At 75.4% G+C, this 13266-nt stretch carries 14 protein-coding genes and 1 pseudogene; 10 read left to right on the forward strand and 5 right to left on the reverse strand.

What is annotated here, in order from left to right; genetic code table 11:
- The first annotated feature begins 106 nt into the window (after positions 1-106).
- Entirely contained in the window at positions 107-1234 is a 1128-nt protein-coding gene (locus ACFW1I_RS29195) for a PP2C family protein-serine/threonine phosphatase (RefSeq protein ID WP_384675490.1), read from the forward strand.
- A 150-nt stretch (positions 1235-1384) separates the two neighbouring features.
- On the forward strand, positions 1385-1750 hold the full coding sequence (locus ACFW1I_RS29200; RefSeq protein WP_384675492.1) for a luciferase family protein: 366 nt from the start codon (positions 1385-1387) through the stop codon (positions 1748-1750).
- A 21-nt stretch (positions 1751-1771) separates the two neighbouring features.
- Here the strand turns inward: ACFW1I_RS29200 and ACFW1I_RS29205 are convergent, their stop codons facing one another.
- The gene (locus ACFW1I_RS29205; RefSeq protein WP_384675494.1) at positions 1772-2290 is read right to left on the reverse strand and encodes a PaaI family thioesterase; all 519 of its coding nucleotides are present in this window, start codon (positions 2288-2290) and stop codon (positions 1772-1774) included.
- Between the two features lie 115 nt (positions 2291-2405).
- Between ACFW1I_RS29205 and ACFW1I_RS29210 the strand changes: the two genes are divergently transcribed.
- On the forward strand, positions 2406-2876 hold the full coding sequence (locus ACFW1I_RS29210) for a winged helix-turn-helix transcriptional regulator (RefSeq protein ID WP_384675496.1): 471 nt from the start codon (positions 2406-2408) through the stop codon (positions 2874-2876).
- Positions 2877-2939: 63 nt separating this feature from the next.
- Positions 2940-3803 (forward strand): YhjD/YihY/BrkB family envelope integrity protein, encoded by an 864-nt coding sequence (locus ACFW1I_RS29215; protein ID WP_384675498.1) that lies wholly within the window; start codon positions 2940-2942, stop codon positions 3801-3803.
- A 12-nt stretch (positions 3804-3815) separates the two neighbouring features.
- Here the strand turns inward: ACFW1I_RS29215 and ACFW1I_RS29220 are convergent, their stop codons facing one another.
- On the reverse strand, positions 3816-4643 hold the full coding sequence (locus ACFW1I_RS29220) for an ABC transporter permease (protein WP_384675500.1): 828 nt from the start codon (positions 4641-4643) through the stop codon (positions 3816-3818).
- Complete coding sequence (locus tag ACFW1I_RS29225; protein WP_384675502.1) at positions 4640-5548, reverse strand: ABC transporter ATP-binding protein; 909 nt, start codon at positions 5546-5548, stop codon at positions 4640-4642. The genes ACFW1I_RS29220 and ACFW1I_RS29225 overlap by 4 nt, the downstream gene beginning before the upstream one ends.
- Before the next feature lie 135 nt (positions 5549-5683).
- On the opposite strand from ACFW1I_RS29225, the gene ACFW1I_RS29230 reads away from it, so the two are divergent.
- The 4 genes from ACFW1I_RS29230 to ACFW1I_RS29245 all read left to right on the forward strand — a co-directional run bounded on the left by ACFW1I_RS29230 (position 5684) and on the right by ACFW1I_RS29245 (position 8775).
- The gene (locus tag ACFW1I_RS29230) at positions 5684-6976 is read left to right on the forward strand and encodes a sensor histidine kinase (RefSeq protein WP_384675504.1); all 1293 of its coding nucleotides are present in this window, start codon (positions 5684-5686) and stop codon (positions 6974-6976) included.
- Complete coding sequence (locus ACFW1I_RS29235; RefSeq protein ID WP_384675506.1) at positions 6973-7692, forward strand: response regulator; 720 nt, start codon at positions 6973-6975, stop codon at positions 7690-7692. The genes ACFW1I_RS29230 and ACFW1I_RS29235 overlap by 4 nt, the downstream gene beginning before the upstream one ends.
- Positions 7693-7822: 130 nt before the next feature.
- Positions 7823-8041 carry a hypothetical protein gene (locus ACFW1I_RS29240; protein WP_384675508.1) on the forward strand — a complete coding sequence of 73 codons (219 nt, stop codon included), beginning with the start codon at positions 7823-7825 and terminating at the stop codon, positions 8039-8041.
- A gap of 242 nt (positions 8042-8283) precedes the next feature.
- Complete coding sequence (locus tag ACFW1I_RS29245; RefSeq protein ID WP_384675510.1) at positions 8284-8775, forward strand: peptidylprolyl isomerase; 492 nt, start codon at positions 8284-8286, stop codon at positions 8773-8775.
- Between the two features lie 98 nt (positions 8776-8873).
- Here the strand turns inward: ACFW1I_RS29245 and ACFW1I_RS29250 are convergent, their stop codons facing one another.
- Both ACFW1I_RS29250 and ACFW1I_RS29255 read right to left on the reverse strand, forming a co-directional pair.
- Complete coding sequence (locus tag ACFW1I_RS29250; protein WP_319012279.1) at positions 8874-9128, reverse strand: type B 50S ribosomal protein L31; 255 nt, start codon at positions 9126-9128, stop codon at positions 8874-8876.
- Positions 9129-9269: 141 nt separating this feature from the next.
- Positions 9270-11816 (reverse strand): SpoIIE family protein phosphatase, encoded by a 2547-nt coding sequence (locus ACFW1I_RS29255; protein WP_384675512.1) that lies wholly within the window; start codon positions 11814-11816, stop codon positions 9270-9272.
- A 210-nt stretch (positions 11817-12026) separates the two neighbouring features.
- Between ACFW1I_RS29255 and ACFW1I_RS29260 the strand changes: the two genes are divergently transcribed.
- Together ACFW1I_RS29260 and ACFW1I_RS29265 are read left to right on the forward strand one after the other, a co-directional pair.
- Positions 12027-12791 (forward strand): alpha/beta fold hydrolase, encoded by a 765-nt coding sequence (locus ACFW1I_RS29260; RefSeq protein ID WP_384675514.1) that lies wholly within the window; start codon positions 12027-12029, stop codon positions 12789-12791.
- Positions 12792-13067: 276 nt separating this feature from the next.
- Positions 13068-13266 (forward strand): annotated as a pseudogene (locus ACFW1I_RS29265) (universal stress protein); the annotation flags it as partial.

A 13266-nucleotide genomic window follows, 5' to 3' on the forward strand; every position in this document is an offset into this window, starting at 1 on the left:
CGTTCCCGCGTCGCCGCGTGCCGCGCGCGGAACGGCGCCCGCTGGTGCAATGGGGGTGAGCGGGCGCCCACCGCCCGCCCGGTGACCGCACGGCGGTGGAGGTGTCGTGGCGGAGAGCGCGGAGAGAGCGGAGAGCGTGGAGCGGGGCGAGGCCGAGCGGAGCCTGCCGGCCGTCCTGGAGGCGGCGATCGGCCTGATCGGCACCACCCTCGACGAGACCGTGACCTGCCGCGAACTCACGGCCTTCCTCGCCCGCCACCCCGGCGGCACCGCCGCGATCGAGCTGACGCCCGCCAAGGGCGAGCGCACCGTCCCGGCGGGCGCCCCGCCGACCCCCGTCGCCCCGCGACCCCTGCCCACGCTCACCGCCCCGCTCGCCGTGGACCGCGAGCGCCCGCTGGGCACCGTCACCCTCACCCGCGCCGCGCCCCCGTACACCGACGAGGACCGGGTCGTGCTGCGGCAGGCGGCGCGCCTCGCGGCCCGCCACATCCGGCACGCCCGGCGGCTCGCCGCCACCGAGGACGTCGCCCTCCACCTCCAGCGCGCCCTCGTCGCGGAGCCCGGCCGGCCCCACCCCAATCTGGAGATCGCCGGCCGCTATCTGCCGGTCGGGCAGCGCACCCTGGTCGGCGGCGACTGGTTCGAGACCGTACGGCTCCACTTCGGCCGCAGCCTGCTCGTCGTCGGCGACGTCATGGGCCACGGACTCGAGGCGGCCGTCGACATGAACGCCTACCGCTCGGCGCTCCGCGAGGTCGCCGCCACCGACCTCCCGCCGCACCGGGTGCTGCGCCACCTGGACGCGGTCGTCGCCGAGGACGGCGCCCGCCGCCCCGCGACCTGTCTGCTGGTCCGGGTGGACCCCGGGCGCGGCACCGCCACCTTCGCCAGCGCCGGCCACCTGCCGCCGGCGGTCTTCGGCCCGGACGGCTCGGCCGAGCTGGTGGACCTGCCCGTCGGGCCGCCGCTCGGCACCGGCGTCGGCGGCTACGACCCGGCCACCCGCTCCCTCGGACAGGGCGACACCCTGCTGCTCTTCACCGACGGTTTGGTCGAGCGCCGGGGCGAGGACATCGACGTCTCGCTGGCCCGGTTGGCCGGACTGCGACTGCCGCCCGAACCCGGACCGGAACAGGTCGTCGACGAGGTCCTCGGCCGACTCGACGCCCATCACGCCGAGGACGACGTCGCCGTCCTCGCGGCCCGCGTCCGGGTCCGCCCGGCGGGCTGATCCGGCACCGGTGACACAGCGCTCCGCCGCTCCCACCCAGGGTGGTGACATGTCGTCATCTCGCCCTCTCCGGAGGTCGGTTTCCGGACTCGACGGGATTCTTTCGCCAGGACGCTTGTGCCGCGCCCCGCGGCCCGGCACGCTCCTCGTATGAACACGGCCAGGCATGCCAGTGAACGTCTGATGAGCTGGCCCTCGCTGATCCGTGGCCGTGCGCACTGCGGTGCCGAACTCGGCCTCGGGACGGCGACGGAGGAGATCGTCCACTTCCACGGCGAGCACGAGGCCGACGTCCACCTCACCCGCGCGATGGTCGCCCGGCTGCGGCCCGCCCTCCAGAACTCCACCGCGGTCCGGCTGCGGGCTGGCTCCGGCTGGGTGACGGTCCGGCTCGACGCGGGGTCCGACATCGACCTGCTCGCCACCCTGGTCAGCGCGGCCCTCCAGGCCACCGCGTCCCCCGACGCGGCGCCCGACCGGTGCACCCGCGCCCGCCCGGTCGTCGGCAGGCGCTGACCGGACGGGCGCGCGCGGGGCTCAGGCGCGAGCGCCGTCGCCCGTCTCCCGGCCGGGAACCGGGAAGAGCATGCAGGTGCTGGTGGCGTGCGCGAGGAGACGGTCCTCCTCGTCGTACAGCCCCGCCTCCGCGAGCGCGGTGCGCCGCCCCCGCGAGATGACGGTGCCGACGGCCCGCACCTTGCCCGTGTCCATCGTGATCGGCCGCAGGAAACGGGTCTGCAGGTCGAGCGAGGTGTACGCGGTCCCCAGCGGCAGCGTGGTGTGCACCGCGCACCCCGCCGCCGAGTCGAGCAGCGTGGCGTAGACCCCGCCGTGCACACTGCCGATCGGGTTGTAGTGCTCCTCGCCGGGCTCCAGGACGAAGACCGCCCGCCCGTCCTCGACCTCCTCCAGGGAGAAGCCGAGCAGCGCCGCGATCGGCGGGCCCGGCAGCCGGCCCGCGATCATCTCGCGCAGGAAGTCCAGCCCCGCCATCGACGCCGCCGCCCGTGCCGTGGCCCCGGCGTCCTCCCACTCGACCGTCCGCGACCGTCCCATGACCACTCCACTCCGTCGTTCCCCGTCGCCGTCCCGACGGCTGGCTCTGTACCGCGAAGCTAGACCCCGCGTCGGCTGACTGTCAACGACGCAGCCAGGTGGCTAGAGTGTGACGATGAAGTGGCTGGAGACGGACACCGAGAACTGCTCGGTCCGCCGCACCCTGGACCTCGTGGGCGAGAAGTGGAGCCTGCTCATCCTGCGCGACGCCTTCAACGGCGTCCGCCGGTACGACGACTTCCGCCGCCATATCGGCCTCTCCGAGGCCGTCCTCGCCGACCGGCTGCGCAAACTCGTCGCCGCCGGAGTGCTCCGCAGCGTCCCCTACCGGGAACCCGGCACCCGCACCCGCCACGAGTACCGGCTCACCCCCAAGGGCATCGACCTCTGGCCCGTCATGCTCGCCCTCAAACAGTGGGGCGACACCCACACCGGCGACCCCGAGGGCCCCGCCCTGGACATCCGCCACACCGACTGTGGATCCCCCGTCCGGGTCGTCGTCCAGTGCGCCGGCGACGACGCCCAGGTCCTCACCGCCCGCGAGGTCACCGTCACCCCCGGACCCGCCGCCCGCCGCCTGCCCTGACCGCCCCACCCGTTCGGCCGCATCGCTGCGGGACCCGGCCCTCCGGCGGGTACCGGACCAGACATGCCCCCCACCCCCGGTACGCCGCGCGACCAGCCGCCGCACGAACACGCGCACCCGTTCCAGCGCTGGCACGCCCGCCTGCTCGCATCACCCGTGGGGCTCGCCTGGAACCGCGGCCGCGCCATGGAACTCATGCACCGCGCCATGGGGTTCGCCGCCCTCAGCCTCCTCACCCTCGTCCCCCTCCTCATCGTGGTGGCCGCCGCCGACCTCTCCCGGGGCCAGGGCTTCGCCCGCTGGCTCATCCAGGGCCTCGGCGTCACCGAGGTCTCCCAGGAAGAGGTCGAACTCCTCTTCGGTCAGCCCGGCCAGGCCCTCCAACGCACCACCGCCTTCGGTCTCGCCGCCCTCGCCGCCTTCGGCGTCACCTTCGGCTCCGCCGTCCAGACCGGCTACGAACGCGCCTGGGACCTGCCCACCGCCCGCTGGCACACCATGTGGCGCCACATCGTCTGGCTCGCCGTCCTCGTCGCCGCCCTCCTCCTCTTCGTCGCCTTCCCCGCCCCCGAACACGCCCCCGCCGTCGTCACCGTCCTCGTCGCCCTCGGCGACCTCGTCGGCACCTTCCTCTTCTTCTGGTGGTCCCAGCGCTTCCTCCTGTGCGGCCGCATCCGCTGGCGCGCCCTCCTGCCCGGCGCCGTCCTCACCGCCCTGGGCCTCCTCGGACTGCGGATCTTCTCCCAGCTCGTCTTCTCCCCGCTGATCGCCTCCAACGCCGTCACCTACGGTCAGTTCGGCACCGTCCTCGTCCTCCAGTCCTGGCTCGTCGGCGTCGGCTTCGTCGTCTACGGCAGCGCCCTCGCCGGCCGTCTCGTCCACGAGACCCGCCTCCGCCGCCGCCTCACCCGCGCCGACCGCCCCTGACCCGCCGCCGGCTCACTGGTCCCGCCCCCGCACCACCACGACCGACACCAGCACCGCCACCGCGGCCCACCCGCCGTAGACCAGCCACGCCCCGCCCGTCGTCCACGGGAACGGCCCCATCGCCCCCTCCGCGGCCAGCCTCCGCCACGCCCGCAGCGGCGTCGCGTGCCCCAGTACCGCCGTCAGCCGTCGCTCCTCGCTCAGCACCGACGGCAGCAGCAACAGCAGCACCACCGCACCGACCACCGCCGCCGCCCCACGCCGGAGCAGCGCCCCCAGCGCCATCCCCACCAGCGCGCACACCGGCGCCAGCAGCGCCGAGGCCACCACCAGCCGCACCGCCCCCGGATGGCTCAGCGACACCTCCGTGTCCCGCAGCGACAGGACCGCCTGCGACGCCCAGAACGAAGCTCCCGCGACCACCGCCCCGAACCCGGCCTGCACCCCGGCCAGCACCAGCGCCTTCGCCGATATCAGCGCCCCCCGAGCCGGCACCGCGGCGAAGGTCGTCCGCACCTGACCGCTGCCGTACTCGCCGACCACCGCCACGGCCCCCAGTGCCGCCGAACACAGCACCAGCACCATCGACGCGTTCCCCGTGAACGCGTCCCCCAGCGCCAGACCGTCCGCCACGAACGCCGCCCGCGCGGCCTCGTCGTAGGCGTTCCAGTACCGGTAGTGGTCCCAGGCCGTCCCGACGTTGAAGGCCATCACCGCCAGCGCGCCCAGCAGCAGCGACCAGCCGGTCGACCGCAGGGACCACAGCTTCAGCCACTCCGAAGCCACCAGATCGCGGAACCGGTCCCGCGGCTCCGCCGCGTGAACGACCAGCGTCGTCATCGCACACCCCCTGCCGTGTAGTCGGCGCTCTCCGCCGTCAGCTCCATGAACGCCTCCTCCAACGAGGCCCTACGGGTCGTCAGCTGGTCCAGGACCACCCGGTGCTCCACCGCCAGCTCGCCTATCCGCGCCGCGCTCAACCCCGTCACCGTCAGCCGGCCCTCCTCCGACACCACCTCCGCGCCCGCCGCCAGCAGCAGCGGCGTCAGCACGCCCGGCGCCCGCGTCCCCACCGTGACGCTCGGCCGTGCCCCGCGCGCCGCGAACTCCGCCAGACTCTCCTCGGCTATCAGCCGGCCCCGGCCGACCACCACCAGGTCATCGGCCGTGTGCTCCATCTCGCTCATCAGATGGCTGGAGACGAACACCGTCCGCCCCTCCCCGGCGAGCCGCCCGAACAGCCCCCGCACCCACCGCACCCCCTCCGGATCCAGCCCGTTGAGCGGCTCGTCGAACAGCAGCACCGGCGGATCGCCCAGCAACGCGCCCGCTATCCCCAGCCGCTGCCGCATCCCCAGCGAGAAACCGCCGATCCGCCGCCGCGCCGCGGCACCGAGACCGACCTCCTCCAGCACCTCGTCGACCCGCGCGAGCGGTATCCGATTGCTCCGCGCGAGCACCGCGAGGTGCGACCGCGCGGTCCGTCCGCCGTGCACGTCCGCGGCATCGAGGAGCGTGCCCACGTGCCGCAGTCCGCGAGGCCGGTCGGCGAACCGCCGGCCCCCGACCGTCACCGTCCCGGAGGTCGGCGCGTGCAGCCCGAGGATCATCCGCAGCGTCGTGCTCTTCCCCGCCCCGTTGGGCCCGAGGAACCCGGTGACCCGGCCCGGCCGCACGGTGAAGCTCAGCCCGTCGACCGCGGTGGTGGCGCCGTAGAGCTTCGTGAGTTCCCTGACTTCGATCATGTCCACCACGGTGCCGCCCCGGCCCGCCCCCGGACATCCGACCAGGACGGACAATCGGACGGCACGCTGGTCATCCCCGGTCGTACAACCTGGGGTTGATGACCCGACACCGCCCCGCGATCTACGATCACCGACATGTCAGCGACCTCGCGAGCGCCGTTCCGTCGACGGGTCACGCCCGGCCGGTGGGCGGCGATCGCCTGGCTCGCCGGACTCCTCTTCACCGTGCTCCTGCGCCTGCGTCTGCCCGGTCAGGAGGAGGCCGACGTCCTGCGGGGCGTCGTCTTCCTCCGCTGGGACGGGCTCACCATGCTCGCCCTCGCCACCGCCCTCGCCCTCCGGGGCAGCGCCCTCCTCGACCGCCGGCCCACCGTCGGCCTCGGCCACCTCCTCGCCGCCGCGGTGATCTGCTCCTTCCCGCTGGGCGTCACCGCCATACCGCTCGCCCAGTACCTCGCGGTCGACGTCGCCCTCTACACCATCGCCGCCCGCCGACCACCGAAGGAGTCCGACCGCGCCGCCTTCCTCGCGGTCGGCGTCGTCCTCGGCCACCTCGCCGTCCGGCTCCTGGCCGGCTGGACGGCCGGCACCACCACCGCGCTCGCCGTGCTCTCCACCGCCGGTGCCGTCTGGCTCCTCGGCCGGTCGGCGCGACAGAACCGTCTGCACGCCGAGGAGACCCGCGCCCGCGCCGCCGAGCAGGCCGTCATCGCCGAACGGCTGCGGATCGCCCGCGAGATGCACGACACCGTCGCCCACAGCATCGGCATCGTCGCCCTCCAGGCCGGTGCCGCCCGCCTCGTCATCGACAAGCGGCCGGAACTGGCCCGGGAAGCCCTCGGCGAGATCGAGACCGCCAGCCGCGAGACCCTCGCCGGCCTCCGCCGCATGCTCGGCGCCCTCCGCACCGCGGACGCCGCCGACACCGCCGATGCCCCCGACGCCGTCGCCCCCACCGCCGCCCCGCCGTCCGGCGCCCGCACCGAGCCCGCCCCGACCGGCCCGACCGCCCCGCCCGGGCTTGCCTCGCTCGACCGGCTCGCCGAGACGACCGGCGCCGCCGGCGTGCGCGTCACCGTCCGCCGCGTCGGCGCCCCCCGGCCCCTGCCGCCCGACATCGACCTCTCGGCCTTCCGCGTCCTCCAGGAGTCCGTCACCAACGTCGTGCGCCACTCCGGCGCGGACACCTGCACCATCACCGTCGACCACCGCGACCCCGACACCCTCGCCCTCACCGTCGAGGACCCCGGTCCCGCCCCGGGCCGCCGACCCGACCGGACCGGCGGAGGCGGCTCCGGCTACGGCCTCGTCGGCATGCGGGAGCGCGTCGGGCTGTTGCACGGCGAGTTCGCCGCCGGACCCCGCCCCGGCGGCGGCTTCCGCGTCACCGCCCACCTGCCCGTTCCACCAGGAGCCGCCCCCGCATGAGCGACACCACCGCCGCTGCCGCCACCACCCCGCCCCCGGTCCGGGTCGTCCTCGCCGACGACCAGCCGCTCGTCCGCACCGCCCTGCGCATGGTCATCGCGGAGACCGAGGACCTGCTCGTCGCCGGCGAGGCGTCCGACGGCGCCGAAGCCGTCCGCCTCGTCGAGGAGACGGCAGCCGACGTGGTCGTCATGGACCTGCGGATGCCCGGCACCGACGGCATCGAGGCCACCCGGCGGATCACCGCCGGTCCCACCGGCGCCCGCGTGGTCGTCCTCACCACCTTCGACGACGACGACCACGTCTACGGCGCCCTGCACGCCGGCGCCTCCGGCTTCCTCGTCAAGGACATGGCGATGGACGACATCCTGGCCGCCGTCCGGATCGTCGCCTCCGGCGACGCCCTGATCGCCCCCGCCGTCACCGGACGCCTCATCAAGGAGTTCACCCGCCGCCCCCGCGAGGGCCGGGACACCTCAGCGGCCGACCCGAGCCCCGCCGCGCTCCGGCTCGCCGAGCGCACCACCGAACGCGAACAGGAGGTCCTCACCCTCGTCGGCCGGGGCCTGTCCAACACGGAGATCGCCGACGAGCTCCACATCACCCTCGCCACCGTGAAGACCTACGTCACCCGGCTCCTCGCCAAACTCGACGCCCGCGACCGGGTCCAGCTCGTCATCCTCGCCTACGAGGCCGGACTCGTCTCCGCGGGCTGACGGACCGACGAGCTGACGGACCGACGAGCTGACGGACCGACGAGGTGACGGACTGCGGGCCTGCGACCGAGGGACCGACGGGCCGGAGGGCGGACCGTAACCCTTTCCCGTCCCAGTAGTTGACCAGGGCATGAAGAAGCGCAGCATGCTCGCCATCGCCTCCCTCGCCGCAGGCGTCGTCACCGCCCTCGTCACCCCGCCGCCGCAGGCCAGCGCCGCGGAGACCCCCCTGGGCCTCGGCGGGGCCACCGGACTGCTCCAGCAGGACGGCGCCGCCGAGGTCGTCCACGAGACCGTCACCACCGTGGAGGGGACCGTCGCCGACGGCTCCGCCCAGGGACTCCGCTGACCCCGGTCCCACCGCCTCCGGGTGCCCCCGCCCCCGCCCCGCGGGGGGCCCAGCGGGGGGGGAGAGCCCGAGCGAGGGGCCGCGGGGGCGCGCCCGGGGCCCCCGGGGGGCCCCGCGCGCGCGCGCCCCCCCCCCCCGCGCGGCCCCCCCGCCCCGGGCGGGGGCGCCCCCCCCGGCGTGTCATGACCCGCCGGGAGGCGGCCCGTGCGCGCGCCGTGCGCGGGTAATGACAGGATGGCCCCATGAGCAACAACGTTTTCTTCGACATCACCATCAACGACGAGCCGGCCGGCCGGATCGTCTTCCAGCTGTTCGACGACGTCGTCCCGAAGACGGCGCGCAACTTCCGCGAGCTCGCCACCGGCCAGAACGGCTTCGGCTACGAGGGCTCCTCGTTCCACCGTGTCATCCCCGCCTTCATGCTGCAGGGCGGCGACTTCACCGCCGGCAACGGCACCGGCGGCAAGAGCATCTACGGCGCGAAGTTCGAGGACGAGAACTTCGCCCTCAAGCACGACCGCCCGTTCCTGCTCTCGATGGCGAACGCGGGCGCGAACACCAACGGTTCGCAGTTCTTCATCACCACCATCGTCACCGACTGGCTGGACGGCAAGCACGTCGTCTTCGGCGAGGTCGTCGAGGGCCAGGACCTGGTCAAGAAGATCGAGGCCCTGGGCTCCCGCTCCGGCGCCACCAGCGCCAAGATCACGATCAGCAAGTCCGGCACCGTCTAGGACCGACCGGCCCCGGCCGGCACCCCACGGAACGGGGCGGGAGGAGCGGCGTCCACCGGACACCTCTCCACCGCCCCGGCCCGTCGGCGGCGGCGGCCTCAGCCGCCCTCTCCCTCGCCGTAACGGCGCTCGAACTTGGCGATCCGCCCCTCCGTGTCCACGGTCCGCGCCTTGCCCGTGTAGAACGGGTGGCTCTCCGACGAGATCTCGACGTCGATCACCGGATACGTCTCGCCGTCGTCCCACTCGATGGTCTGCTCGCTCGTCGCGGTCGACCGCGTCAGGAACGCGTACCCCGCCGAGCGGTCACGGAAGACCACGGGCCGGTAGTCGGGCTGCTTGTCCTGCTGCACGGGACCTCCTCGCCTCGGGCGGCCGCCGTACGGCCACCCCGTCCTGTCCGGCCCGAACGGCACGGACCCTCCCCAGCCTCGCCGGGACCGCCCGCGCCGACCAGCGCCGCTGACCCGACCGGGTGAGCGCCGGGACCCGCCCTACCCGCCCTGCCGCGACCACCGGGCCGCCAGCAGCAGGGCGATGTCGTCCGGCCGGTCCGACGCCCGCACCGCCTCGTGCATCAGCCGGTCCGCCGCCTCCGCCAGCGGCAGCGAACCCGTCGACGCCAGCGTCCGGCGCAGCCGCTCCACCCCGTCGTCGATGTCCGCTCCCGGCCGCTCCACCAGCCCGTCCGTGAACAGCGCGAGGACCGCGCCGTCCGCCAGCCGCAGCCGCGTCTCCGGATACGCGGCCCGCCCGTCCACGCCCAGCACCACCCCGCCCGCGATGTCCAGCAGCTCCGCCGTCCCGTCCGGCTGCCGCAGCAGCGGCTGCGGATGCCCGGCCCGCACCGCCCGCGCGTCCCCCGTCCGCGCGTCCAGGACCACGTAGCAGCAGCTCGCGAACTGGCCCGGGTCCAGGTCGATGAGCAGCCGGTTGGTGCCCCGCACCACGTCCTGCGGCGGCAGCCCGCTCAGCGCGAACGCCCGTACCGCGCTCCGCAGCTGGCCCATCGTCGCCGCCGCCGCGACCCCGTGTCCCTGCACGTCCCCGATGACCAGCGCCAGCTCGCCGCGGGCCGTCTCCACCACGTCGTACCAGTCGCCGCCCACGTCCATGCCCTGCGTCCCGGGCAGATAGCGGCCCACCGTCTCGACGCCCTCCCGCACCGGCAGCCGGTGCGGGAGCAGCGCGTCCTGGAGCCCGCGCGCGACGGCGGCCTCGGAGTCGTACCGCTGCGCCCGCTCCAGTGCCTGGGCGATCAGGCCGGCGAGCGCGGTGAGCACCGCCCGCTCCTCCGGGCCGAAGTCGCGCGGCCGGTCGAAGCCGAGGATGCACGAACCGACCGGCCGGCCCGAGGCGATCAGCGGCAGGAACGCCCGCGCGCCCGACTCCGCGTCCAGCGGCAGCTCCGGATAGGTCCGGTGCAGCATCTCCATCGACTCGAAGAACAGCGCCCGGCCGCCCGTCAGCGCGTCCACCCCCGGGACCCGGGCGTCCAGCGCCACCCCGTCGAACGGGTCCAGGAACCCCGGCGGGAACCCCGTCTCCCACGCCAGATACAGCCGCCGGTCGCTCAGCAGGTAGATCGCCAGCTGCCGCCCGCCGAAGGCCGGCAGCAGTTCCTCGGTGACCACCGCCGACACCTGCCGCGCGGTCACCGCCTCCGTCAGCGCGATCGCCAGCGCCACCGGGCGGTACAGCGACGCCGCCCGCGTGCCCTCGGTGCCGAGCCCGTCGCCGGCCCGCGGCGACGGCGCGGGCGCGGGCGCCGTGTCCCGCGCCGTGTCCGGGGCCGTGTCCCGCGCCGCGTCCGGCTCCGGGGCCTCCTCCGGGACCAGCACCATGGTCACGCCGTCCCGGCCCGGGTGGAGCGACACCGACAGCCACCTGCCCTCCTCGGGGCGGGCCAGGAAGCGCACCGGCTCCGTCGACAGCAGCGCGGCCCGCAGCTGCTCCTCGTGGAACGGGTGGGCGAACCAGGGCAGCGCCTCCCACAGCGGCCGTCCCGCGAGCGCCCCGCGCGGGCGCCCGAGCAGCCGCTCGGTGCGCTCGTTGACGTAGGTGACCCGGCCGAGCCGGTCGATGGCCAGGATGGCCCGCGGCAGCCGGTCAGTGGCGTCCGAGCCGACCAGCCCGGTGCCCAGGTCGACCAGGGCGCCGGTCAGGTGCCCGTGCCCGTCCGCCCCGACGAACCGCGAGCGCGCCGACACCTCCAGCAGGTGCAGCCCGCCGTCCGGTCCCTTCAGCCGCAGCCGGCGCACCGAGCCGCTGCCGTCCGCGGCGCCCGTCCGGCGGGCCGCCGCCCACAGCGCGTAGCCGTCCTCCGGCTCCAGCCGGGAGGTCAGCGCCTCGATCGGCAGCGGGGAGGCGTCCGTCACGCCGAGGATCGCCCGGAGCCCGTCGTCCATGGTCACGGTCCCCGCCGCGAGGTCCCAGTCGAAGGAGCCGAACCGCACCGGCGGCACGGCGCCCGACGGCAGCTGGACGCAGATCGGGTCGCCCGGCCAGCGCACCGGCGTCCCGCCCGCCACGAGCTCCGCCAGGACCTCCCCGAGCCGCAGCCCCGCACGGGTCATCCGCTCCCGGTCCCGCGCGCCCACCGGCAGGCCGGGCGTCGGCGGCCGCAGCACCACCAGGACCCCGAACCGCTCCCGGCCGCCCACCACCGGGACGTACAGGGACGAGAAGGGGAAGGGCAGGCTCGCCACCAGCTGGGGGAACCGTCGCATCGACTCCTCGACGTCCGCCAGGTGCACCGGCTGCCCGGAGCGGTGCACCTCGGCGACCGGGAACGGGCGGTTGGTGTGCATCCGCGACCAGGGCCGGAACAGCTCGCCCGGCAGGCCCGCCAGCACCGAGAGCCGCAGCAGCCCCTCCGTACCGGACCGCAGGTAGACGCCGCCGGCGTAGCCGCCGACCGCCTCGACGGCGTCCGTCGCCGCCTCCGCCAGCGCCTGCGTCAGGGCCTGCGGGGGCGTGCCGGGGGGCGGATCGCGCGGGGTCACACAGCCAGCATGCGCCCGCCGTGAAACCCGCCGCATCCCGGCGTACGGCCTCCGGCGGGGCTCCCCGCGCGGGGAGCGGGCGCTCCCGCCGGGCGCGCGCACGTGCGCGTGCGGGCGTCGCCCCCTTGGCCCCGGGCCTGTTGACCCGGCGCGTCCGGACCGTCACACTCGGTCGTCGTGCGCCGCCGTCACCCGCGTGCGGAGGGCACCGTCAACCTCGTCACCACCTCGCGCGCAGGGGGCACCATGACCGGCCGGGTACTTCCGTACGACGTCCACGGCGACGGCCCGGGGAGGGCCCTCGTCCTCCACAACTGGTTCGGCGACCGCAGCAGCTTCGACCCGCTGCGCGCGCATCTCGACGCCTCGGCGGGCAGCTACGCCTTCCTCGACTGCCGCGGCTACGGCGAGGCCCGGGACGCCGCCGGGGACTTCACGATGGAGGAGGTCGCCGCGGACGCGCTGGCCGTCGCCGACGACCTCGGCTGGGACTCGTTCTCCGTCATCGGCCACTCGATGGGCGGCAAGGCCGCCCAGCTGATGCTCCTCGACGCGCCCGACCGGGTCCGCTCGATCGTCGGGATCTCGCCCGTCTCCGCCGCCGGCTTCCCCCTCGACGAGGAGAGCCGGCAGCTGTTCGCCGGGGCCGCCGACGACCCGGCCCTGCGCCGGGTGATCATCGACCACACCACCGGCGGCCGGTACGGCGGCCCGTGGCTGGACGCGGTCGTCGACCGTTCGGTGAGCCGGTCCTCCGTCGCCGCGTTCCGCGCCTACCTGGACTCCTGGGCCGGCGGCGACTTCCACGAGCGGGTCCGCGACAACCCGACGCCCGTGCTGCTCGTCGTCGGCGCGCACGACCCGGCGCTCGGCGCGGAGGCGATGGAGGCGACCTGGCTGCGCTGGTACCCCAACGCCCGCCTGGAGGTCCTGGCGGACGCCGGGCACTACCCGCCGGAGGAGACGCCCAAGGACCTGGCCCGGGCGATCGAGGCGTTCCTCGCCGCCTGACGTCCCGCCCCGGGGACCTTTCGCGGGGCCGCGCGGGACTTCCGGCCCGCGTGGCGCCCGGCCCGGCGGGCAGTCGACGGGTGTACTCGATCACGAGACCACCCGCGATCGGCGGAGCACCACCGGAAGGACGGAACAGCGATGGGGCGCAGCGAGGAACGGGCCACGACGGCGGGGAGCACGGCCGGCGGTGGGGGGGGCGGGCGGGGGGGGCGGGCGGGCGGGGGGAGTTCCGGGACTGGGTGCCGCGCGCGCCGCCGGCCCCCGCTCCGGGCGGTGGAGGCGGCGGCGCGGGAGGCGGGACAGCGGGGACTGCGGCTGGTCGTCGCGCACGCCTTCATCTGGCCGCTGTTCCGCGTCGACCTGGAGCCGTCCGTCTACGGCCCCACCGAGAGCGGGCTGCGGCGGCAGGCGCAGATCGTGCTGGACACGGCGGTGGCCCGGGCCCGGGCCACCGCCCCCGGCACGGGGGTGT

Origin of the sequence: Streptomyces sp. NPDC058955, from assembly GCF_042741435.1 — a bacterium.
Taxonomy (GTDB): domain Bacteria; phylum Actinomycetota; class Actinomycetes; order Streptomycetales; family Streptomycetaceae; genus Streptomyces.